Raw genomic sequence first — 22,335 nt, forward strand, 5'->3', positions numbered from 1 at the left:
AGCGCGAGCGCGAAGTCGCGGTCGTAGGGGAATCCGGCGGCGCCCCCGCCGGCCTGCTCGGTGTCGCTGGTCATCCGGCCACCTCCGGGGTCTCGAGCGTCGACGTGTCGCCTTCCGCGAGGCCGAGTTCGCGGGCCTTGAGCAGCCGGCGCAGGGTCTTGCCGCTGCGGGTGTGCGGCAGCGAGTCGACGAACGTGAGTTCCTTGGGGGCGACGGCCGCACCGAGCCGGACGCGGGCGTGCCCGATCAGCTTGCGGCGCAACGCGTCGTCGGGTTCGACGCCGCGCTCGAGGACGACGAACGCCTTCACCCGTTCGCCGAGGATCTCGTCCGGCACACCGATCACGGCGGCTTCGAGGACGGCCGGGTGTTCGGCGAGCGCGCTCTCGACCTCGAACGGTCCGATGAGATGGCCGGCGGACTTGATCACGTCGTCGGCGCGGCCGACGAACCAGAAGTATCCGTCGGCGTCGCGGCGCGCGAGGTCCCCGGTGAGGTAGAGATCGCCGGCGAAGCACTTGCGGTAGCGCTCGTCCTGGTTCAGGTAGCCACGGAACATCGACGGCCAGCCCGCCCGCAGCGCCAGTTCACCCTCGGTGTCGGCGGCGGTGACCTCGTGCACCGTGCCGTCCTCGTCGCGGCGGACGATCCGGGCGTCGACGCCGGGCAGGGGCCGGCCCATCGATCCGGGCTTGATGTCGAACGCCGGCGTGTTGGCGATCATGATGCCGCCGGTCTCGGTCTGCCACCAGTTGTCGTGGATGGGCAGCCCCAGCACCTCGGTGCCCCACCACACGGCGTCGGGTGCCAACGGCTCGCCGACGCTGGCGACGAACCGCAGGTTCGGGAACCGGTAGCGTCCCGCGACCTCGGGTCCGGCGCGCATGAGCATCCGGATGGCGGTGGGGGCGGTGTACCACACGCTGATCTGCTGGTCCTGCAGGATCCGGTACCACCGTTCGGCGTCGAACTCGGCTTCGTCGACGATCGAGGTGACGCCGTGCAGCAGCGGCGCGACGATGCCGTACGACGTGCCCGTCACCCAGCCGGGATCGGCGGTGCACCAGTAGATGTCGTCGGGATGCAGGTCGAGGGCGTAGCGGCCGGTGGCGTAGTGGGTGACGACGGCGCCGTGCACGTGCAGCGCCCCCTTGGGGGTGCCGGTGGTGCCGCTCGTGAAGTGCAGCAACGACGGGTCGCCGGCGGTGGTGGGTGTGGGATCGGCGGCCGGCTCGGCGGCGTCGAGCAGGGCCCGTAGGTCGAGGGTGCCGGGAACGTCGGTGGCGGCGGCTTCGTCGTCGCCGACGAGCAGCACGTGCTCGAGGGTCGGCACCCGGTCGCGCACCCCCGCGACGCGCCGGTGGTACAGCGCCTCCGTGGTCACCAATACCTGTGCGGAGCCGAGTTCGAGGCGGGTGAGCAGGGGTTCGGGACCGAAGGCCGAGAACAGCGGGGTGACGACCGTGCCGTTGCGCAGGGCACCGAGGACGGCGATGTACAGCTCGGGGATCCGGCCGGAGAACACGAACAGCCGGTCGCCCTTGCCGATTCCGAGGTCGCGCAGGACGCGGGTGAAGCGGCGGACGCGGTCTGCGAGGTCGCCGTACGACAACTCCGTGACGTCGATACGGCCCGTCGCGTCACCGGCACCGAGGAACCGGAGGGCGGGACGGTCCCGCAGCGGGCCGTCGGCGTGCCGGTCGACCGCCGACCAGGCGATGTTGCACCCCCCGCCCGGGGGCCCGGCACCTGCGCCGCCGCCTCGTCCCACGTGAACCGGGCACAGGTGGCCTCGTAGTCCGACAGGTTCGGCGGGACCCGCAGGTCGTCGGCCGTCTTGCGGATCACCGCGTCGCTGCTGGTCGTCACGGCCGCTCCCTCCGGTGCAGATCGCGTCGAGCCGATCATGCGCCGCCCGGAACGGCCGGCATAGGGGCATTGGTCCCTCGGGCATCCGCCGCACGGGCGTGCGGGTGCTGCCGCGGACCCGCACGGACACGACGGGGAGCCCTCCGGGCCTTCGACCGTCCCGCGTTGCCGGCGCGCGCAGCGGTGCATGCCGGTGTGACTCACGGTGACGGCGATCCTGCCGAGGACCCCGTCGACGCAGGCTTCGGCTTCGGGCAGCCCCACCAGCCGAAGCCCGCGCCGGCGTCGGTCGCTGACGCGGTGCGGGACCGGCTGGGCGAGAACACCATCCGGGATGTTGCGTGCCGAGAACCCGAGCCGGTCCGATCCCGGATCCGGCCCTGCCAGCGCCGCACCCCAGCCGGGTTCGGCAGATCCGCTCCGGTCCTCTCCCGTTCTCCCGTCGTTGCCCCCGGGTTGCCCAGCGGGGCAGACTGTCTGTCGACGCTGGCCTGCCGAGCCGCAGGGCATCCGAGGAGGCGATCGTGGAGCTGCACATCGTGGCGATCGACAAGCCCGACGACATGAACGTCGTCGTCGGGCAGGCCCACTTCATCAAGACCGTCGAGGACCTGCACGAAGCACTGGCCGGGGTGAGTCCCCACCTCCGGTTCGGAGTCGCGTTCTGCGAAGCCTCCGGACCTCGCCTCGTGCGCTTCTCGGGCAACGACGACCGGCTCGTCGAATTGGCCAGGCGCAACGCCCTGGCGGTCGGCGCAGGCCACTCGTTCTTCGTGTTCGTGGAGGACGGCTATCCGGTGAACATCCTGAACACGCTGAAGCAGGTACCGGAGGTATGCGGCATCTTCTGCGCCACGGCCAACGCCGTCGAGATCATCGTGGCCGAGACGGAGCTCGGCCGAGGCATTGCCGGGGTGATCGACGGGAACCCACCCCTCGGCGTGGAGACGAGCGCCGACGTCGCCGACCGCAAGGCACTGCTGCGCACGATCGGTTACAAGCTGTGACCGCCCGTGCGCCCCATGACGCGCACAGGGCCCCCGGGGGGAGGATGTAGCGCTCGTTGACCGGTCGAGGCTCGACGTCGGGGCCCGGTGTGCGTGCGATCGCCCGCCGCCCGGGATCGGGACCCACCCGCCGACCGGCTCATTGCCGCTGACCGGATCGCCGGTCCCCGTTCCCGGACCGGATCGCACCGGCGGCGTGCATCGCCGGGCGATCCGGATGGTCGTACCGCACGACGATGTCGGCCTCCGCGGCCGCGGCGGCGTCGTGCTCGAGCAGCGGCGGGATCGTCCAGCAGTCCTCGTCGGGCGTCAGCCGGCCCAACGCGGCCCGCGACATCGCCAGGTGCACCGCGACGTCGAAGGCGAGTCCGCGACCGAGCAACATCGGGCCGGCGACCACGAGCACCTGACCGTCGGGAGCGTCCACCCGGCGGGCACGAGCCGACCGGTCCCCCGCCTCGTCCCACAACCGCGGCAGCCATCGCTTCTTTTCGTGAAGTCCCCGAACGACTTCGCGGTCGAGCGCGCCGTAGTCGAACCAGTTCGTCCGGTAGCTCTCGTAATCGGTGCGTCCGTGCTCGAAACGGAGCGAGGCCGGGCGCACGAAGTCGTGGAGCGACAGCACTGCCGCCGGCCGGCCCTCGACGCGCAGGCGCGCGGCGACCTCCTCCGCAAGGTTCAGCGGTGCGGCCGCGTCGGCGGCAGAGATCCCGACGCACACCCGTCGGCGGTGCCCGGCTGCGCGTTCGGCGATGACGCCGGCCAGGTCGGCCGGGTTGATCGGGGTGAACATCGTCATCGGCCCAGTTTCCGCCATCGCAGGGCCACCCGCTCGACAGAATCCTCGGCTTCGGCGTGGTGCCGTCACCCCGCGGGCCGGACGATGATGTTGCCGACCTTGTGGCCGGAGTCCACTCGCGTGTGGGCCGATACGATCTGGTCGAGACCACCGATGTCGTCGGTGACGGCGACGAGCCGACCGGCGGCCGACAACTCCAGGAGGAACTCGACGTCCTCGGGTCGCTCGGGCGCAGCACCCGTCTTGACATCGACGCCGGGGCGCATGGTCTCCCACAGGTTTGCCACCGCAAGCAACAGAACGCCCCCGTCGGTGAGGAGCTTCCGTCCGGACGAGGGGGTGAGGTTGCCGACAGTGTCGAGTACGACGTCGAAGCGGTCGGTCAGGTCGGACACATCGGTGACCGTGTAGTCGATGACCTTGTCGGCGCCGAGGTCGGAGACGAGGCCGAGGTTGGCGGTGCTGGTGACGGCCGTGACGGTGGCGCCGAAATGCTTGGCCAGCTGAACGGCGTTGGTTCCGATCGCGCCCGACGCCCCGTTCACGAGCACAGAATCGCCGCGTCCCGGTGAGGCCTTGTCTCGCAGGAAGTGCAACGCGGTGGTCCCGCCGAAGAGCAGCGCCGCCGCATCCGGGTGAGTGACCGCTGCCGGTTTGCGAACCACCCGCTCCGCCGGGACCGTGACGTATTCCGCGTGCGCCCCCATTGCGAGTCCGGTCATGCCGCACACTTCGTCGCCACGGGTGTACCCGCCGGCCCTCGCGCCGACCGACTCGACGACACCGGAGAAGGTGCCGCCCAGGATCTTTCGCCTGGGCCGGAACACGCCGAACATCAGCCGGGCGAACGGGCCGAATCCGCGGGGGAAGCGGGCCGCGCGGATCCGCGAGTCCGCGGCCGTCACGGCCGCGGCGACGACGCGGACGAGGACTTCCGTGTCCCGGGGGACCGGAATGGGCACCTCCGCGACGCGGACGACGTGCGGTGGCCCGTACCTGTCGACGATTGCGGCCTTCATGAGCCCTCCCTTACGGATGTAAGTCTTGTCCGGGAAGACTAGGCTTACGCCTGTAAGTACGCAAGAGTCGTGAGGGAGACATGAACGAACGGCCGGGGCTGAGCCGCATCGGGATCATCGAGGCCGCGGTTCGCGTAGCCGACCGCGGCGGCCTCACCGCGGTGAGCATGCGCAACGTCGGCAAGGAACTCGGCGTGGAGGCAATGTCTCTCTACCACCACGTCGCCAACAAGGACGATCTGCTCGATGGGCTCGCGGACTGGATCTTCGCGGGAATCGTGCTGCCCGGACCGGGCGAACCGTGGCGGCCTGCGATGTTGCACCGGGCGACCTCGGCGCGGAACGTGCTCGCCCGGCATCCCTGGGCGCTGACCTTGATCGAGTCCCGCCGTTCGCCCGGTCCGTCACTCTTGCGGCACCACGACGCCGTGCTCGGTTGCCTGCGCACGAACGGCTTCCCGGTTGCCCTTGCGTCCCACGCCTTCTCGGTGATCGACGCATACGTGTACGGCTTCGTGCTCACCGAACTGAAACTGCCCTTCGCGTCGGCGGACGGCGCCGAGGAGTTCGCCTCGGAGATCGACGTGCCGGCCGACGCCTACCCCTACCTGGCGGAAATGGTCGGCGAACTGGTGATCGGAAAGGACTACTCGTTCGCGGACGAGTTCGACTACGGACTGGGGCTGATCCTCGACGAACTCGACCGCCGCCGTCGCCGGGTGGAGGAATGAGAAGCGCCCCACGCGGGACGAGGGACTGCGCGGCAGGCGGCGGACCGGGCGGTGACGGCGAGGGCGCGTGTGTCCGCGCCCCCGCGGCCGGCGGGGGCGCGGACACGGTCGCCCACGTCAGCCGCGGCGCGGGAAATGACGGATCAGTCCCTCCTGCACGACCGTCGCCACGAGTTCCCCCTCGAGGGTGAAGTAGCGGCCCGTCGCCAGCCCGCGCGATCCCGCCGCGACCGGGGACTCGGTGGCGTACAGAATCCACTCGTCGAACCGGACCGGCCGGTGGAACCACATGGAGTGGTTGACGGTGGCGGCGACGATCCGGTCCAGCCCCCAGGACAGCCCGTGGGTGGTGAGGATCGAGTCGAGCACGGTGGTATCGGAGCTGTAGGCCAGGGTGGCGGCGTGCAGGAGCGCATCCTCGGGCAGCGCGCCGTCGGCGCGCATCCACACCCGGTTGTGCGAGAGACGTTCCCCGGTGCCCTTGAGGATCCAGGCGGGGTCGTTGGCGTACCGCATGTCGATCGGCTTGAGGGCGTTGACGAAGTGCGGCAGGTGATCCTCGAACCCGGACAGGTGGTCCCCGAGCGGCGGCAGCACATCGGGGTAGGGCACCTCGGGAACGCTCACCGCATGTTCGAGCCCTTTGCCCCACCGCTGGAAGGCGGCGAGCATGACGAACAGCTCCTGGCCGTTCTGGGAGGCGGTGACCATGCGGTTCGCGAAATCCCGGCCGTCGCGGTGCCGGACCACCCGGTACTCGATCGGCGCCTTGACGTCGCCGCCGCGGATGAAGTGGGCGTTGAGCGCGTGCACCGGCCGGTCCCCGACCGTGCGGCCGGCCGCGATCAGGGCCTGAGCGACGAGCTGGCCGCCGAAGGTGCGGCTGCCCACCTGGATCGGGTGCTCACCCCGGTAGAGGTCCTCGTCGACCTGCTCGAGATCGAGCAGGTCGACGAGGACCTCGAGATCGGTCGCGGTGCGACGGCTCAATGGGTGTCCTTCTCCCCGATCCGGTGCACGTGGATCAGGTTGGTCGACCCGGAGCGGCCGGGCGGGGACCCGGCCACGATGACCACGAGGTCGCCGCGCTGGTACCGGCCGAGCGAGAGCAGCGCCGCGTCGACCTGCTGCACCATCACGTCGGTCGTGTCGACCGGCTCGACGGAGAAGGTCTCGGTGCCCCATGTCAGCGCCAGCTGGCTGCGGATGTGCGGGACCGGGGTGAACGCCAGCAGCGGCAGCCGGGTGTGCAGCCGCGCCAGGCGCCGCACCGTGTCGCCGGACTGGGTGAACGCCACCAGCGCCTTGGCGTCGAGCCGCTCGCCGATGTCGCGCGCCGCGTAGGAGATCACCCCGCGCTTGGTGCGCGGCACGTGGGTCAGCGCCGGCACCCGGGTGGGATCGGACTCCACGGCCGCGATGATGCGGGCCATCGTCCGCACCGTCTCGACCGGGTACTTGCCCACCGACGTCTCGCCGGAGAGCATCACCGCGTCCGCACCGTCGAGGACCGCGTTGGCGACGTCGGAGGCCTCGGCGCGGGTCGGCCGGGAGTTCTCGATCATCGACTCGAGCATCTGCGTGGCCACGATGACGGGCTTGGCGTTCTCGCGGGCGATCTGGATCGCCCGCTTCTGCACCAGCGGCACCTCCTCGAGCGGCATCTCGACGCCGAGGTCACCGCGGGCGACCATCACCGCATCGAACGCCAGCACGACCGCCTCGAGATTCTCGATGGCCTCGGGCTTCTCGAGCTTGGCGATCACCGGCACGCGGTGGCCCACCCGATCCATCACCTCGTGCACGAGCTCGATGTCGGCCGGGGAGCGCACGAACGACAAGGCGACGAAGTCCACGCCGAGCCGCATGGCGAACTCGAGATCCTCGATGTCCTTCTCCGACAGCGCCGGAACCGAGATGTTCATCCCCGGCAGGGACACGCCCTTGTTGTTGCTGACCGGCCCACCCTCGGTGACGCGGCAGACCACATCCCTGCCCTCGACGTGCTCGACGACCAGGCCGACCTTGCCGTCGTCGACGAGCAGGCGATCCCCCGGGCGCGCGTCGTCGGCGAGCTGCTTGTAGGTGGTCGAGACCCGGTCGTGGGTTCCCTCGACGTCGTCGACGGTGATCCGGACGATCTCGCCGGTATTCCACACCGTCGGCCCCTCGGCGAACCGGCCGAGGCGGATCTTCGGGCCCTGCAGGTCGGCGAGGATGCCGACGGCATGCCCGCTGGTATCGGAGGCCTCCCGCACGCGGCGGTAGTGGGCCTCGTGATCGGCGTGTTCGCCGTGGCTGAAGTTGAGGCGGGCCACGTCCATCCCGGCGTCGACGAGTTCCCTCAGGACCTCGGGGTCTGCCGTGGCCGGGCCCATGGTGCAAACGATCTTGGTGCGTCGGGTCACGCGGTCGAGCCTAGTACCCGTGCGGCGGTGGCGGAGCACAGCCGGTGCAGCGCCGACGCCGTGCCCGCTCGGCCGAGGGCCGACGTCCGGTTGCCCCGGGCATCGGTCCGGCCGTCCCCGTACCTCCGCCGGATGCGGCGCCCGATCTCGTCGGTGCCGGAGCGGCCCGCGGAACCCCCTGTGACGGAGACGGATCCGGCGGGGTGCGCCCGCGGCGCAGGACGGCACTCCCGTCCGGACGGCGGGGGCGGGGCACGGAAACGGCGCGGCATCGATCGCGGCCACCCCACGCGATGCATAAAATGTGTGTCATACAAGAGAGATATTCGTACCGGAGAGCCCGCTTCCCGGCGGTCCGGGTCCGCGCCGGCGTCGCCCGGGAATTGTCTCCGGCACGGAAGGTTTCCTGTGGCGATCGGGTAGATTCGGCACACCGGAGGCCATGGCAGCGAGGACACCGAACGAGGGAATCTGAAATGGAGAAAACGAGGAAGGAGCCGCTACCGCACTCCCGCCGCGGTGTCTACGGCATCTCGGTGGCCTCCGAGCTGTCCGGGGTCGATCCGCAGTCCATGCGCCTGTACGAACGCCGCGGACTGCTCAGCCCCGCGCGCACCGAAGGCGGCACCCGCCGCTACAGCGACGAGGACGTGGCGCGCCTGCGACGCATCGGCGAACTCCTCGCCGAGGGCATCAATCTGGCCGGCATCGCCCAGATCTTCCGCCTCGAGTCGAACCACGCCGAACTGGCGTCCCACAACGCACGTCTCGAATCCCACAATGCCCGGCTCGAATCGGACAAGGCTCGCCTGGAATCCGACAAGGCCCGGCTCGAGGATGCCAATGCGCGACTCGAGTCGGACAACGCGCGCCTGCGGGCGGACAACGGCAACAGCTGAGCGACCTCCAGCGGACACCCCCGGCCGCCGGACGGCGCGGGGTGTGCAATGCGCTGTCCGGCGACCGGTGATGTCTGCGCGCAGCGGCGGGCGAAGGACCCGGCCGGCGGCTCGCCCGCTCAGCGGGCTTCGTCCGCGGCCTGCCGTTCGGTGCGCGCGCCCTCGTGCGCGAGGGTTCCGGCCGAGTTCTCGAGATGTGCCCGGACGAACCACTGGAACTTCTCGAGGTCGCGCGTCTGCCCGATGAGCAGGTCCTCGGTGATCGGATCGATCTCCCCGACCTCCGAAATCGCCTTGCGGCAGTCCCCGATCACGCCGTCGTACACCAGGTCGAGGGCGGCGAGGTGGGCCTGGGCGGTGTCCCGCCCCACCGAGTAGTCGTCCCACGAGCGGTCCTTCTCGATCGCGCCCGCGGTCCCCTTCGGGGACGACCCGAGCGCGGCGATGCGTTCGGCGACGTCGTCGGCGAATCCGCGGACCGCGTCGACCTGCGGATCGATCATCTCGTGCACGCCGATGAAGTTCGGTCCCACGACGTTCCAGTGAACGTGCTTGAGGGTGAGGTGCAGGTCGTTGTAGGCGCTGAGCCGATTCTGCAGCACTTCGGCCACCCGGACGCCCTCGCTGTCGCTCAGGCCGGGGACGGTGAACTTCGCCATCTTCGATTCCTCCTACAGGCTCGTGTGTAGTACCTCCGCGGGCCGTCTCGCCGGCCCGCCGGTGTCGGCACGTAGGTGCCGGGCACCCCGCAGCCGGATTACCCCGGCACCCGGGCGCCGAAACCGCCGGCAAGCAAGCCCGTGCCACCCTCCGCGGGAAGGACATCGTCGATACCCTCCCCGTCGCACCGCACCGGGCCGGTGTTCCGCGGTAATTGCATCTTCCATTTGACAAAATTTCTATTGTGCGAGACAGATTATCTACCAGCGGGGTGCGGGGGCGTCGCTTCCCGGGATACCGAGCGCGGCGAAGTGCCTCCGCGCCCCGCCCCGAGTGATACACAAAAACTACTTGTCATAAGTACGAGTTCGACGGCAGTTGCCGGAGCGACCGGCCCCGGTGTCGAGCAAGGAGGCGCGACGCGATGACCGCAGCGGACCTGGTGGTGGTGGCCAATCGGCTCCCCGTGGACTACGACCCGTCGGCCGACGACGGGCGCGGCGGGTGGCGCCGCAGCCCGGGCGGGCTCGTCACCGCCCTGGAGCCGGTGCTGCGCGCCGCCGACGGCGCGTGGGTGGGCTGGCCCGGCGCCCCCGACGTCGCCTTCGATCCGTTCACCGAGGACGGCATCACGCTGCATCCGGTCTCCCTCACCGAAGGCGAGGTCGCCGGCTACTACGAGGGATTTTCCAACGCGACGCTGTGGCCGCTGTACCACGACGCGATCGTCGCTCCCGCCTACGACCGCACGTGGTGGCGGACATACGTCGCGGTCAACCGCCGCTTCGCCGAGGCCGCGGCCGACGCGGCCGCCCCGGGCGCGACGGTGTGGGTGCACGATTACCAGCTCCAGCTCGTGCCCAAGATGCTGCGCGACCTCCGGCCCGACCTGAAGATCGGCTTCTTCCTGCACATCCCCTTCCCGCCCACCGAGCTGTTCCTGCAACTGCCGTGGCGAACCGCCGTCGTGGAGGGCCTGCTCGGCGCCGACCTGGTGGGCTTCCACCTGCCCGGCGGCGCCCGCAACTTCCTGTTCCTGGCACAGCGGCTGCTCGGTCTGCACACGAGCGCGCACTCCGACCTGGACTCGTGCGTGGGCACCGTCGACGTCGGCGACCGGCGGGTGCAGGTCGGCGCCTTCCCCATCTCGATCGACTCGGCCCACTTCGCCGAACGCGTCCGGTCCCCCCACATCCGCGAGCGGGCCGCGCAGGTTCGCGAGGAACTCGGCAACCCCGAGACCCTGCTGCTGGGCGTGGACCGGCTCGACTACACCAAGGGCATCGACATTCGGCTCGAGGCGCTGCACGAGCTGCTCGACGAGGGCACCCTCGACCCCGAGAAGGTCGTCATGGTGCAGCTGGCCACCCCGAGTCGCGAGCGCGTGTCCGCCTACGCCCAGTTGCGCGAGGACATCGAGCGCAAGGTCGGCCACCTCAACGGCGAGTACGGGCAGCTGGGCCGGCCGGTGGTGCACTACCTGCACCGGCCCGTCGACCGAGACGAGCTCATGGCCCTGTACAGCGCGGCGGACGTCATGCTCGTCACACCCCTGCGCGACGGCATGAACCTCGTCGCCAAGGAGTACATCGCCTGCCGGACCGACGGCACCGGTGCCCTCGTCCTGAGCGAGTTCACCGGGGCGGCCAGCGAGCTGCGCCGCGCTCATCTGGTCAACCCGCACGATCTCGACGCCGTCAAACGCGCGATCGTCATCGCCGCCACCGAGGAACCGGCGACGGCGGCGCGCCGGATGCAGTCCCTGCGCACCCAGGTGCTCCACCACGACGTCGACCGGTGGGCCAACGCCTTCCTCACGGACCTGCGCGCGAGCGGATCCGGCGCCACCGCGGCCGCGAGCGCCTGAATCACAGCCGGGCGCGGGCTCGAAGCGGGGTCGGCGGCGCCGACGGAGGACGCCCTCGACCCCGGCATGCCGTGACCGTCGACAGCCCGTGCGACGGCGGAAGGGGCGATGCGGTTCGGCCGCATCGCCCCTTCCGGCCTCTGCGATCAGTCGTCGGTGGAGTTCTCGGCAGTGGGATTCTCGGCGATTTCCGGGGCGTGCTCCCGAGTCGCCATGCCGCCGTTCTTGCCCTCGTCCACCGGGCCGGGCCGGCCCCCCTTGGGCCGGTTGCCGTCGGTCGGCTTCTTCTCCGTCACGGGGTCTCCTTCGGTCGGAAGTCCACGGTCACGGGCCGGGACGATCGACCTCACCGCGCCATGCGCCGTCGGCGACGCCGCGTTCCTCGATGAACTGCTTGAAGTGCCGCATGTCGCTCTTCACGCGGCGATCGAGGAGGCCGAGCTTGTCGGCGACGTTCTCGAAGAAGCCCTCGGGGTCGATGTCCATCTGCGCGGTGACCCGCGTGGTGGTGTCGTCGAGCCGGTGGAAGGTGATCACGCCGGCGTGGTCCGGCCCGGCGTCGGACCTCCATGCGACGCGCTCGTCGGGATGCTGCTCGGTGATCGTGGCGTCGAACTCCTTCGTCCCGCCGGCGACCTTGACGACCCAGTGGGTGTGGGTGTCGTCGATCTGGCGGATCCGCTCGACGCCCTCCATGAAACGGGGGAACTCCTCGAACTGCGTCCACTGGTTGTAGGCCGTACGGATCGGGACATGGACGTCGACCGACTCGGTGATCGTGCTCATGACGCTCCTTTCCTGCGGCGACCGGTGCGCCGCTCCCGGGTGGCCTACCCGGGCGGCCGAGCCGGGAAACGCCGGGGGTCCAGATGCAGCGACCGGGGATGGACCGGCGCCGGCAGCGCCGACTCGCCCGTGAGGAACGCGTCCACACCGCGCGCCGCCGCGCGTCCCTCGGCGATCGCCCACACCACCAGCGACGCACCGCGGTGGGCGTCGCCGCACACGAACACCCCCGGGGCCGAGGTCTGCCAGCGCTCGTCGCAGTCGAGAGTGCCCCGGACGCCGGGGGTCAGGCCGAGGGCGTCGAGGAGCGGTCCGCGCTGGACCCCCTCGAAGCCGACGGCGAGGAGGGCGAGGTCGCAGGGAATCTCGAAGGGGTCCCCGAGGGGGAGGCGGCGCGCGTCGACCTCGGCCAGTTCGAGCGCCCGCACCCGCCCACGGGAACCGACGAAGCGCTGCACCGTCACTTCGAACCGGCGGGTCCCGCCCTCCTCGTGCGCGGGCGCCGTTCGCAGCACCCACGGCGCGAGCGGCCACGGCGTGACGTCCTCGTCGCGGCGTCCGGGCGGCCGGGGCCGATAGTCGAGCTGGGTGACGGAACGCGCGCCCTGACGCAGTGCGGTGCCGAAGCAGTCGGCGCCGGTGTCCCCGCCGCCGACGATCACCACGTGCCGTCCGGCGGCGGTGAGGGCCGCGGGCCCGTCGCCCTCGCACTCGTGGTTGGCGGCGACGAGGTACTCCATCGCGGGGTGCACCCCGCCGAGTTCCCGCCCCGGGACGGCCAGGTCGCGGGCGCGGCCGGCCCCGACCGCGAGGACCACCGCGTCGAAGCCGGCCCGCAGCGTGGCGACATCCGGGTCGATCCCGGCCTCGGTGCCGGTGCGGAAGACCGTGCCCTCGGCGCGCATCTGCGCGAGGCGCCTGTCGACGAGGGCCTTGTCCATCTTGAACGCCGGGATGCCGTAGCGCAGCAGTCCGCCGAGCCGGTCTGCGCGCTCGAGGACGGTCACGGCGTGTCCGGCGCGGGTGAGCTGCTGGGCCGCGGCGAGACCCGCCGGTCCGGAGCCGACGACGGCGACGGATCTCCCGGTGCCACGGGCCGGGGGGCGCGGCGGCACGCGGCCGTCGGCCCAGGCCCGGTCGGCGATCGCCCGCTCGATCCGTTCGACGGTCACGCCCGCGGTGTGGTCGTCCCGGGCGAGCACGCAGGCGGATTCACAGGGTGCCGGGCACAGCCGGCCGGTGAACTCGGGGAAGTTGTCGGTGGCGTGCAGCCGGTCGGCGGCCTCGGCCCACAGGTCACGACGCACCAGGTCGTTCCATTCGGGGATGAGGTTGCCGAGCGGGCAGCCGGTGCCGGCGCTGTGGCAGAAGGGGATACCGCAGTCCATGCAGCGGGCGGCCTGCTCCCGGATCGAGAGCGCCTCCTCGTCCGGGGGCTGCGCCCGGTGCACCTCCGCCCAGTCGCGGACGCGCTCGGCGGCGGGCCGGCGCGGCGGTTCGCGTCGGTCGTAGCGCAGGAATCCGCGGGGATCAGGCACCGTCGGCTCCCACCGGGGTGGGGCGCTCGCACGCCGCGGCGCGGACGCGGATCAGATCCTCGGGCACCACCGCGGTGAACCGGACCGCACTGCCGGGCCATTCGGCGAGGATCTCCCCGGCGACCGCCGATCCGGTGCGCGCGTGGTGGCGGGCGATCAGGTCACGCAGCGGAGCGAGGTCGCCGTCGTCGACGGGCTGCAGTTGCACGGAGGCGGTGTTGACGCGGCCGGGCTCGAGGTCGAGGACGTAGGCCAGCCCCCCGGACATGCCGGCGCCGAGGTTGCGGCCGGTGGCGCCGAGGATCACGACGCGGCCCCCGGTCATGTACTCGCAGGCATGGTCGCCGGTGCCCTCGCACACGGCGTCGGCGCCGGAATTGCGCACCGCGAAGCGCTCCCCCACCCGGCCGTGCAGGAACAACTCCCCGGAGGTGGCCCCGTACAGGACGGTGTTGCCGGCGACGATCTGCTCGTGCGGGTCGAACGGCGCGGCCGGGTCGGGGCGCACCACCACCCGTCCGCCGGACAGACCCTTGGCGACATAGTCGTTGGCGTCGCCGGTGACGGTGACGGTGATGCCGACGGGCAGGAAGGCACCGAGGGACTGCCCGGCGCTGCCGTACAAATCGATCCGCACCGTGTCGTCGCTCAGGCCGGTGGCGCACCGTCGACCGGCGGTCCAGCCGAGCAGGGTGCCGACGGCGCGGTCACGGTTGGTGACGGCGGCGGTGAGATGCACGGGACGGCCGTCGTCGAGGGCGGGGGCCGCGCGGGCGATGAGGTCACGGTCCAGCGGCGCGTCGGGCGGTCCGGCGGCGGGGCGGGTGCGGCGGCGCTGCGGGGGTGCCCCGAGGGCGTCGGCCGGCGGGGTGAACAGGGGTGCGAGGTCGAGTCCCCGGCGACGCCAGTGCTCGAGTGCCGCGTCGGGTTCGAGCAGGTCGACCCGGCCGACGGCGTCGTCGAGGCGGGACAGGCCCAGCGCCGCGAGCCGCCGGCGCACGTCCCCGGCGACGAACCGGAAGAACTGCTCCACGAATTCCGCTCTGCCGGTGAACTTCTCCCGCAGTTCGGGGTTCTGGGTGGCGATGCCGACGGGACACGTGTCGAGGTGGCACACCCGCATGAGGATGCAGCCGAGGACCACCAGGGGCGCCGTGGCGAACCCGAACTCCTCGGCGCCGAGCAGCGCCGCGATCATCACGTCGCGGCCGGTGCGCAGCCCGCCGTCGCACTGCACGGTGATGCGGTCGCGCAGGCCGCTCAGCACGAGGGTCTGCTGGGTTTCGGCGAGCCCGATCTCCCACGGGGTGCCGGTGTGCTGCAGGGCGGTGAGCAGGGCCGCCCCGGTGCCGCCGTCGTGGCCGGAGATCAGCACCACGTCGGCATGGGCCTTGGCGACGCCGGCGGCGACGATGCCGACGCCGACGCCGCTGACGAGCTTGACGTGGATGCGGGCCTGCGGGTTGGCGCACCGCAGGTCGTGGACGAGCTCGGCGAGGTCCTCGATGGAGTAGATGTCGTGGTGCGGCGGCGGGGAGATCAGTCCGACGCCCGTGGTGGCGTGCCGGGTACGGGCGATCCACGGGTACACCTTGTGGCCGGGAAGCTGGCCACCCTCACCGGGTTTCGCTCCCTGCGCCATCTTGATCTGCAGGTCGGTCGCGTCGGCGAGGTAGGCGGCGGTGACACCGAAGCGGCCGCTGGCGACCTGCTTGACGGCGCTGCGGCGCAGCGGGTCACCGAGGCGGTCGGGATCCTCCCCGCCCTCCCCCGAGTTCGACCGGCCGCCGAGGCGGTTCATCGCGACGGCGAGGGTCTCGTGCGCCTCACCGGAGATCGAACCGTAGCTCATCGCCCCCGTGGCGAAGCGGCGCACGATGTCCTCCACCGGCTCGACCTCGTCGAGCGGGATCGGATCCGCGGCGACGGTGCGCAACAGCCCGCGCAGGGTTCCGCCCGCGGCGGCGAGCCGGTCGATCTCGGCGCAGTACCGCGCGTAGACGTCCGCCCGCCCGGTGCGGGTCGCGTGCTGCAGCAGGAACACCGTCTCCGGGGTGAACAGGTGAGGTTCGCCGTCGCGTCGATACCGGTAGACGCCCCCACTGTCGAGAGCCGTTTCGGCGCACCGGTTCTCGAAGGCGGTCCGGTGCCGGCGACGGGCGTCGCGGGCCAGGTCGGCGAGGCTCGCGCCGCCCAGCCGGGAGACGGTGCCGGGAAGATACGCGTCCACGACCTCGCGGGCAAGGCCGACGGCCTCGAATGTCTGCGCCGCCGTGTACGAGGCGAGGGTGGAGATTCCGAGCTTGGCCATCACCTCGCGAACCCCGGAGACGACGGCGCGCCGGTAGTTCGCCGCGGCCGTCGCCGGGTCCGTGCCGGGGATGCGCCCGGCGGCCGCGAGTGAGCGCACGGTGTCGAGGGCGACGTAGGGGCACACCGTCGCGGCGCCGAATCCGACGAGCGCGGCCACGTGGTGGACCTCGCGCGCATCCCCGGATTCGGCGATCAGCGCGACGCGGGTGCGCCGCCGCGTGCGGACGAGGTGGTGGTGCACGGCGGAGACGGCGAGCAGGGAGGGGATGGGGACGCGGTCCGGCCCGCAACCGCGGTCGGTGACGATCAGGATGCCCCGGCCGGCGTCGATGGCGGCGTCGGCGGCGCGGCGCAGGTCCGCGAGCCCGGCGGCGAGGGCCTCGCCGGGGTCGCCGCCGGCCGCGAAGTGCGCGGGCAGGACCCGGGAGGCGAGGTCCGGGCGCGGCCCGTCCGGGCCGAGTGCCGCGACGGCGGCGAGTTCGTCGGTGTCGAGGACCGGGCCGGGCAGCACCAGTTGCCGGCACGACTTCGGGGACGCGTCGAACAGGTTGTCCTCCGGGCCGGCGACGCGCCGCATCGAGGTGACGACCCGTTCGCGGATCGCGTCCAACGGCGGGTTGGTGACCTGCGCGAACAATTCGACGACGTAGTCGTAGAGCAGCCGGGGACGCGGCGACAGCACCGCGGGGGCGATGTCGGCGCCCATCGAGCCGAGCGGTTCGGCACCGGTCGCGGCCATCGGTTCGAGCAGCACCTCGAGGTCCTCGCGGGTGTACCCGAACAGCCGGTGCGTCCGGCCCTGGTCGTGGTCCGGGGCGGGGTGCCCGCCCGGGCGGGGCAGATCCGCCAGGTCGATCTGCCCGTCACGCAGCCACCGACCGTAGGGGTGGGCGGCAGCGAGGGTGTCGAGCAGTTCGTCGGGCGGCACGATGCGGCCGGCGACGGTGTCGACGAGGAGCATCCGGCCCGGCTCGAGTCGGCCCTTGTGCACGATGTGTTCCGGTGGCAGGTCGAGGATTCCGGTTTCACTGCCGAACAGGACGCGGTCGTCGGCGGTGCGGCACCACCGGCCGGGTCGCAGCCCGTTGCGGTCGAGCACGGCACCGAACAGCCGTCCGTCGGTGAAGGGCAGGCACGCCGGCCCGTCCCACGGTTCGAGCAGCGCGGCGTGGAAGCGGTGGAAGGCGCGTCGCCGGGGATCGAGGTCGGGCTCGTTCTCCCATGCGGGCGGGACGAGCATGGTCACCGCGTGCGGCAGCGAGCGCCCGGCGAGGTGGAGCAGTTCGAGGACCTCGTCGAGGGAGGCCGAGTCCGACATGTCGGGGGCGCAGACCGGGAACAACCGGGTCAGGTCGCCGGGCAGCAGGCCGGTGCGCAGGAGTCCCTCGCGGGCGTGCATCCGGTTGCGGTTGCCGCGGATCGTGTTGATCTCGCCGTTGTGGGCGCTGTACCGGAACGGTTGGGCGAGCCGCCACGACGGGAAGGTGTTGGTGGAGAAACGGCTGTGCACGAGCGCGATCGGGCTGGCGCAGCGCGGATCGCGCAGGTCGGGGAAGAACGCCGGCAACTGCTGTGCCGTGAGCATGCCCTTGTAGACGACGGTGCGGGCGGACAGCGACGGGAAATAGACGTCGCCGGTGTGCTCGGCGCGGCGCCGCAGCGGATACACCCGCCGGTCGAGGTCCACGCCGGCGGGCCGGACGCCGCCCGTGCGGGGGGCGGCGACGAACAGCTGGCTGATGTGGGGTCGGCACGCTCCGGCGGTGCGCCCGAGGCCGGACGGGTCGACGGGAACCTCGCGCCAGCCGAGGATCTGGAGATCCTCCTCGGCCGCGAGCGCGTGGATCCGCCGTCGCGCCGTCGCCCGGCGCCGCGGGTCGCGGGGCAGAAAGCACAGGCCGGTGGCGTAGTACCCCGGCGGCGGGAGTTCGAAGCCGGTGACGGCGTCGAGGAGCGCGGCGGGGACCGCGAGGGTGATGCCGGCGCCGTCACCGCTGGCGGGTTCGCGACCGCAGGCGCCGCGGTGGCCGAGGTTGCGCAGCGCGGTGAGTGCGTCGGCGACGGTGCGGTGGGTGCTGCGGCCGCGCAGGTCGACGATCGCGCCCACGCCGCAGGAATCCGATTCGCGGTCGGGGTCGTAGAGTCCGCGGGCCTCGGGCATCCCGGAATGCCGCACCGGTCCACCTCCACGTCGCCGGTGTGGCGGCGACGTCGCGCGTCGTCGGATGGGCGGCCCCGACGGGGTCGCCACGACGGGCGTGCGCTGCGGTATGGGTGGCCGGACCAGTTCCGCCCGACGATCGAACCGGGGATCGGTCCCGGTGGCGGCCAGTCTACGCGCGCGACGGCCCGCCGCGCGAGAGGCGCGACCGGCCGTCGGGTGGGTGGGTCAGGGCCGCAGCGGGCGGCCGTCGGAGTCGCGGACGCTGCCGGTGAGCATCATGATCCCGTCGATGACGGACCACACCCAGATCACCGGGATGATCACGAAGCCGACCAGGAGGATGGTCAGCAGTCCGCCGATCCACAGCCCCAGGAGCTGGATGAGGCCGACCGCGGTGCTTCCGAGGTAGAGCCGCCCGACCCCGCAGATCCCGACGAAGGGCAGCAGCAGCTGCAACAGGCCCGCGGTGGTCTTCGACTTGTCGGAGTAGGGCTCGCCCGTCGCCGGATCCCGTCCGTACGGCGCGGAGGGATCGCCGTAGGCGCCGTAGCCGGTGGGACCGTAGCCGCCGGTGGGACCGTAGCCCGGCCCGCCCGGGGACGGGTGCTGCGGCCCGCTCTGGAACTGCGGGTCGGGGGCCCCGTAGACGGGTCCGCTGCCGGCGTACTGCCCGCCGGTCGGCGCCTCGGTCCCGCCGGTGTGTGCGGTGCCGTACTGCGCTTCGCTCGACGGCGGTGGATAGCTCGGCGTGGTGCCCCAGCCGGGACCGTTGCCCATTCCGGAGTAGGTGTCCCAGCCCGGTCCGGCCGTGCCCCATGTGGGCGCGGTCGACTCGGTGGTGGGCGGCGGAACGGACAGCGACGCCTGGGCGGTCGGATCGTAGTCGGCGGTGCCGCCGAACGTGGGCAGCTCCGCGGTGGGGGCCGGCTCGCCGCCCTGCGGCGCGGCGCTCGACCCGGCAGCGGGGGCGGCCTCGGCGTCGGACTGTTTGCGCAGGTCCGGTCCGGCGGACGTCTCGTCTTTCTTCCGCAGATCCGGGCCCGTGGGGTCCGGGGATCCCGCGTCGGATGTGGTCACGACTTGTCCCCTCCGTTCTCGCTGCGCCTACCTGTCTCGACCTTACCGCCGGCCTCGGCCGATGCCACGGGCCCGGATGCGCCGTCCCGCTTCTCGTCGTCGGCCGCCCCACCGTCTCCGATCCCGTCGCCGGTTGCGGTGGCATCGGCTGCAACTGCGGCTGCGGTGGCGCCGTGCGGGTGACGGGACTTCAGTTCCTCCGGCGCTTCGCGACCCTTGCGGGCGAAGACGACGTAGGCGACGGCGAGGACGAACACGATGGCGGAGGTGAAGGAATTGATCCGGATACCGGCGATCTCGGTGGCCGGGTCGGACCGCATGAGTTCGACGAAGAAGCGGCCCGCGCTGTAGCCGGCCACGTAGAGCGCGAACAGCCGGCCGTGTCCGATACGGAAGCGCCGGTCGACGAACACGAGCAGCAGCACGACGAGCAGGTTCCACACCAGCTCGTACAGGAACGTCGGATGCACCACCGCCGCGACCTGCCCGGTGGAGATCCCGTCGATCAGGTCCGGGCTGGTCTGTCCCGCGTCGTTGCGACGCTCGTAGATCTCGAGGCCCCACGGCACGGTCGTCTCCCGGCCGTAGAGTTCCTGGTTGAACCAGTTGCCGAGCCGGCCGATGGCCTGCGCCAGCAGGATCGCCGGGGCCACCGCATCACCGAGGGCGGGCAGCGGCACACCGCGGCGCCGGCACCCGATCCAGGCGCCGACGCCGCCGAGGGCGACCGCCCCCCAGATCCCGAGTCCGCCCTGCCAGATCTTCAGCGCGTCGACCGGGTCGGCGCCCGCGCCGAAGTACTTCTGCCAGTCGGTGGCGACGTGGTACAGGCGCCCTCCGATCAGGCCGAACGGCACCGCCCACACGGCGACGTCGAGGACGGTGCCCGGCTCGCCGCCACGGGCGACCCAGCGGCGGTCGCCCCAGAAGATGGCGACGACGATCCCGACGATGATGCACAGGGCGTAGGCCCGCAGCGCGATCGGCCCGAGGTACCACACCCCCTGCGGTGGACTGGGCAGATACGCCAGGACGGTAGCGGCGGCGGGTACGGCGGTGGAGGTCACGTGGCCACGCTAGCCGAGCGCACGCCCTCCGCGAGTTCCGTGGTGAGCGTGCGCAACGCGTCGGGGCCCTGCGCCACGGCGGCCACCAGCGCCGAGCCGACGATCACCGCGTCCGCGTAGGCGGCGATCTGCGCGGCTTGTTCCCGGGACCGCACGCCCAGGCCGACACCCACGGGGATCTGCGAGTGCTCCCGCACCCGGGCGACGAGTTCGGGCGCCATGTCGGAGACGGCGTCGCGGGCGCCGGTCACGCCCATCGTGGAGGTGGCGTAGACGAACCCGCGGCAGGAGTCGACGGTCATGACGAGGCGCTCGGCGGTCGACGACGGGGCGACCAGGAAGATGCGGTCGAGCCCGTGCCGGTCCGCCGCCGCGATCCACTGCTCGGCCTCGTCGGGGATGAGGTCCGGGGTGATGATCCCCAGTCCCCCGGCGGCAGCGAGGTCGCGGGCGAATTCGTCGATCCCGTACTTGAGGACGATGTTCCAGTAGGTCATCACGACGGCGTGGCCGCCGGCCGCGGCGACGGCCTCGACGACGCGGAACACGTCCCGCACCCGGAAGCCCGCGGTGAGCGCCTCGTCGGCGGCGGCCTGGATGGTGGGTCCGTCCATCACCGGGTCGCTGTAGGGGATGCCGACCTCGACGATGTCGCAGCCGGCCTGCACGAGCGCTTCGAACGCCTCGATCGAGCGCGGCAGGTCGGGGTATCCGGCGGGCAGGTAGCCGACGAGCGCGGCGCGGTTCTCGGCCTTGCATCGGGCGAAGACCTCACCGAGGCGGGACTGCGGCTGCTGGGCGCTCACTGCGCGGATCCTTCCGTCGTGTCGGAGGTGGCGGGGTCGGCGGGAAGGAGCCCGAACCACCGCGCGGCGGTGTCGACGTCCTTGTCGCCCCGGCCGGACAGATTGACCAGCACGACGGCGCCGGAGCCGAGTTCGCGGCCCAGCTTCAGGGCCCCGGCGACGGCGTGCGCCGACTCGATGGCGGGGATGATGCCCTCGGTGCGCGAGAGCAGCGAGAACGCCTCCATGGCCTCGGCGTCGGTGACGGGCCGGTAGTCGGCGCGGCCGATGTTCTTGAGGTAGGAGTGCTCGGGTCCGACGCCGGGGTAGTCCAGGCCGGCGGAGATCGAGTGCGACTCGATGGTCTGGCCGTCCTCGTCCTGCAGCAGGTAGGAGTAGGCGCCGTGCAGCGCGCCGGGCGTGCCGCCGGTGATGGTGGCGGCATGCCGCCCGGTTTCCACCCCGTCGCCGCCGGCCTCGAAGCCGACCAGGCGGACACCGGGGTCGTCGATGAAGGCATGGAAGATGCCGATGGCGTTGGATCCGCCGCCGACGCAGGCGGTGACGGCGTCGGGCAACCGGCCGGTGAGCGCCTGCACCTGCGCGCGCGCCTCGAGGCCGATGATGCGCTGGAAGTCGCGCACCATCATGGGGAACGGGTGCGGGCCGGCGGCGGTGCCGAAACAGTAGTAGGTGTTGTGGGCATTGGTGACCCAGTCGCGCATGGCCTCGTTGATCGCGTCCTTGAGGGTGCGCGAACCGCTGGTCGCGGCGACGACCTCGGCGCCGAGCAGGCGCATCCGGGCGACGTTGAGGGCCTGCCGCTCGGTGTCGACCTCGCCCATGTAGACGACGCAGTCGAGGCCGAGCAGGGCGCAGGCGGTGGCGGTGGCGACGCCGTGCTGCCCGGCACCGGTCTCCGCGATGACCCGGGTCTTGCCCATCCGCTGGGCGAGCAGGGCCTGCCCGAGCACGTTGTTGATCTTGTGCGAGCCGGTGTGGTTGAGATCCTCGCGCTTGAGCACGATCCGGGCGCCGCCGGCGTGTTCGCTCAGCCGCTTGGCCTCGTACACCGGGGAGGGCCGGCCGGTGTAGTCGCGCTGCAACCGATCGAGTTCGTCGAGGAATCCGTTGTCGACCCGCGCCTTGTCGTATTCGGCGGTGACCTCCTCGATCACCGCCATCAGCGCCTCGGGGACGAACCGGCCGCCGAAGACCCCGAAGTGGCCGCCGGGGTCGGGTTCGTGCGCGGTGTGCTCGGCCACTGCGGCGCTCATGCGGGGCAGACCGCGGCCCTTGGCGGAAAGTACGGGATCGTCTGTGCTCACCCGTCCAGTCTGCCCCAA

General features: G+C 71.9%; 17 protein-coding genes and 1 pseudogene. 4 read left to right on the top strand and 14 right to left on the bottom strand.

Features of this window, described 5'->3' with window-relative positions; all coding sequences use genetic code 11:
- Positions 1-70 precede the first annotated feature (70 nt).
- A pseudogene (gene acsA, locus KZJ41_RS15930) lies at positions 71-1,908 on the bottom strand (acetate--CoA ligase).
- A gap of 485 nt (positions 1,909-2,393) precedes the next feature.
- Between acsA and KZJ41_RS15935 the strand changes: the two are divergent.
- Entirely contained in the window at positions 2,394-2,876 is a 483-nt protein-coding gene (locus tag KZJ41_RS15935) for an adenosine-specific kinase (RefSeq protein ID WP_029544028.1), read from the top strand.
- A 139-nt stretch (positions 2,877-3,015) separates the two neighbouring features.
- On the opposite strand, the gene KZJ41_RS15940 is transcribed toward KZJ41_RS15935, so the two are convergent.
- Positions 3,016-3,675: a uridine kinase gene (locus KZJ41_RS15940; RefSeq protein WP_065922515.1), complete on the bottom strand. Its 660-nt coding sequence runs from the start codon at positions 3,673-3,675 to the stop codon at positions 3,016-3,018.
- Between the two features lie 65 nt (positions 3,676-3,740).
- Complete coding sequence (locus tag KZJ41_RS15945) at positions 3,741-4,694, bottom strand: NAD(P)-dependent alcohol dehydrogenase (protein WP_065922514.1); 954 nt, start codon at positions 4,692-4,694, stop codon at positions 3,741-3,743.
- Positions 4,695-4,774: 80 nt separating this feature from the next.
- On the opposite strand from KZJ41_RS15945, the gene KZJ41_RS15950 reads away from it, so the two are divergent.
- Positions 4,775-5,425: a TetR/AcrR family transcriptional regulator gene (locus tag KZJ41_RS15950; protein ID WP_029544034.1), complete on the top strand. Its 651-nt coding sequence runs from the start codon at positions 4,775-4,777 to the stop codon at positions 5,423-5,425.
- A gap of 117 nt (positions 5,426-5,542) precedes the next feature.
- Here the strand turns inward: KZJ41_RS15950 and KZJ41_RS15955 are convergent, their stop codons facing one another.
- Both KZJ41_RS15955 and pyk read right to left on the bottom strand, forming a co-directional pair.
- Positions 5,543-6,415: an acyl-CoA thioesterase II gene (locus tag KZJ41_RS15955; protein ID WP_029544036.1), complete on the bottom strand. Its 873-nt coding sequence runs from the start codon at positions 6,413-6,415 to the stop codon at positions 5,543-5,545.
- Positions 6,412-7,833, bottom strand: coding sequence for a pyruvate kinase (gene pyk, locus KZJ41_RS15960; protein WP_006947055.1), 1,422 nt, complete (start codon positions 7,831-7,833; stop codon positions 6,412-6,414). The genes KZJ41_RS15955 and pyk overlap by 4 nt, the downstream gene beginning before the upstream one ends.
- A gap of 476 nt (positions 7,834-8,309) precedes the next feature.
- On the opposite strand from pyk, the gene KZJ41_RS15965 reads away from it, so the two are divergent.
- A complete protein-coding gene (locus tag KZJ41_RS15965) occupies positions 8,310-8,732 on the top strand; it encodes a MerR family transcriptional regulator (protein WP_006947052.1) in 423 nt (140 codons plus the stop codon).
- Positions 8,733-8,851: 119 nt separating this feature from the next.
- Here the strand turns inward: KZJ41_RS15965 and KZJ41_RS15970 are convergent, their stop codons facing one another.
- Complete coding sequence (locus KZJ41_RS15970) at positions 8,852-9,391, bottom strand: Dps family protein (RefSeq protein WP_006947051.1); 540 nt, start codon at positions 9,389-9,391, stop codon at positions 8,852-8,854.
- 425 nt (positions 9,392-9,816) lie between these two features.
- Here KZJ41_RS15970 and KZJ41_RS15975 point away from each other — a divergent pair, with 425 nt between their 5' ends.
- Entirely contained in the window at positions 9,817-11,259 is a 1,443-nt protein-coding gene (locus KZJ41_RS15975) for a trehalose-6-phosphate synthase (RefSeq protein ID WP_029544039.1), read from the top strand.
- Between the two features lie 146 nt (positions 11,260-11,405).
- Here KZJ41_RS15975 and KZJ41_RS15980 read toward each other — a convergent pair whose 3' ends face one another.
- From KZJ41_RS15980 to trpB, 8 genes are all read right to left on the bottom strand, one after another.
- On the bottom strand, positions 11,406-11,555 hold the full coding sequence (locus tag KZJ41_RS15980) for a hypothetical protein (RefSeq protein WP_164528073.1): 150 nt from the start codon (positions 11,553-11,555) through the stop codon (positions 11,406-11,408).
- A gap of 28 nt (positions 11,556-11,583) precedes the next feature.
- Positions 11,584-12,045 carry an SRPBCC family protein gene (locus KZJ41_RS15985; protein ID WP_006947046.1) on the bottom strand — a complete coding sequence of 154 codons (462 nt, stop codon included), beginning with the start codon at positions 12,043-12,045 and terminating at the stop codon, positions 11,584-11,586.
- 44 nt (positions 12,046-12,089) lie between these two features.
- The gene (locus KZJ41_RS15990; protein WP_065922513.1) at positions 12,090-13,583 is read right to left on the bottom strand and encodes a glutamate synthase subunit beta; all 1,494 of its coding nucleotides are present in this window, start codon (positions 13,581-13,583) and stop codon (positions 12,090-12,092) included.
- Entirely contained in the window at positions 13,576-18,057 is a 4,482-nt protein-coding gene (gltB, locus tag KZJ41_RS15995; protein WP_065922512.1) for a glutamate synthase large subunit, read from the bottom strand. The genes KZJ41_RS15990 and gltB overlap by 8 nt, the downstream gene beginning before the upstream one ends.
- Before the next feature lie 228 nt (positions 18,058-18,285).
- Positions 18,286-19,137: a TM2 domain-containing protein gene (locus KZJ41_RS16000; protein WP_006947040.1), complete on the bottom strand. Its 852-nt coding sequence runs from the start codon at positions 19,135-19,137 to the stop codon at positions 18,286-18,288.
- Positions 19,134-20,204 carry a prolipoprotein diacylglyceryl transferase gene (gene lgt, locus KZJ41_RS16005; protein WP_065922511.1) on the bottom strand — a complete coding sequence of 357 codons (1,071 nt, stop codon included), beginning with the start codon at positions 20,202-20,204 and terminating at the stop codon, positions 19,134-19,136. Before lgt ends, KZJ41_RS16000 begins: the two co-directional genes overlap by 4 nt.
- Complete coding sequence (gene trpA, locus KZJ41_RS16010) at positions 20,201-21,010, bottom strand: tryptophan synthase subunit alpha (RefSeq protein WP_006936959.1); 810 nt, start codon at positions 21,008-21,010, stop codon at positions 20,201-20,203. The genes lgt and trpA overlap by 4 nt, the downstream gene beginning before the upstream one ends.
- Entirely contained in the window at positions 21,007-22,266 is a 1,260-nt protein-coding gene (trpB, locus tag KZJ41_RS16015; protein ID WP_044475995.1) for a tryptophan synthase subunit beta, read from the bottom strand. The genes trpA and trpB overlap by 4 nt, the downstream gene beginning before the upstream one ends.
- Between the last annotated feature and the right edge of the window lie 69 nt (positions 22,267-22,335).

Origin of the sequence: Rhodococcus sp. 11-3, assembly GCF_023704055.1 — a bacterium.
Taxonomy (GTDB): Bacteria; Actinomycetota; Actinomycetes; order Mycobacteriales; family Mycobacteriaceae; genus Rhodococcus; species Rhodococcus aetherivorans.

Bases quoted from the DNA above. Each gene is read 5' to 3' on its own strand.
- KZJ41_RS15985 (WP_006947046.1), bottom strand. From the start codon at position 12,045: ATGAGCACGATCACCGAGTCGGTCGACGTCCATGTCCCGATCCGTACG.
- gltB (WP_065922512.1), bottom strand. From the start codon at position 18,057: ATGCCCGAGGCCCGCGGACTCTACGACCCCGACCGCGAATCGGATTCC.
- trpB (WP_044475995.1), bottom strand. From the start codon at position 22,266: ATGAGCGCCGCAGTGGCCGAGCACACCGCGCACGAACCCGACCCCGGC.
- KZJ41_RS15965 (WP_006947052.1), top strand. From the start codon at position 8,310: ATGGAGAAAACGAGGAAGGAGCCGCTACCGCACTCCCGCCGCGGTGTC.
- KZJ41_RS15975 (WP_029544039.1), top strand. From the start codon at position 9,817: ATGACCGCAGCGGACCTGGTGGTGGTGGCCAATCGGCTCCCCGTGGAC.
- KZJ41_RS15940 (WP_065922515.1), bottom strand. From the start codon at position 3,675: ATGACGATGTTCACCCCGATCAACCCGGCCGACCTGGCCGGCGTCATC.
- KZJ41_RS15945 (WP_065922514.1), bottom strand. From the start codon at position 4,694: ATGAAGGCCGCAATCGTCGACAGGTACGGGCCACCGCACGTCGTCCGC.
- KZJ41_RS15970 (WP_006947051.1), bottom strand. From the start codon at position 9,391: ATGGCGAAGTTCACCGTCCCCGGCCTGAGCGACAGCGAGGGCGTCCGG.
- KZJ41_RS15950 (WP_029544034.1), top strand. From the start codon at position 4,775: ATGAACGAACGGCCGGGGCTGAGCCGCATCGGGATCATCGAGGCCGCG.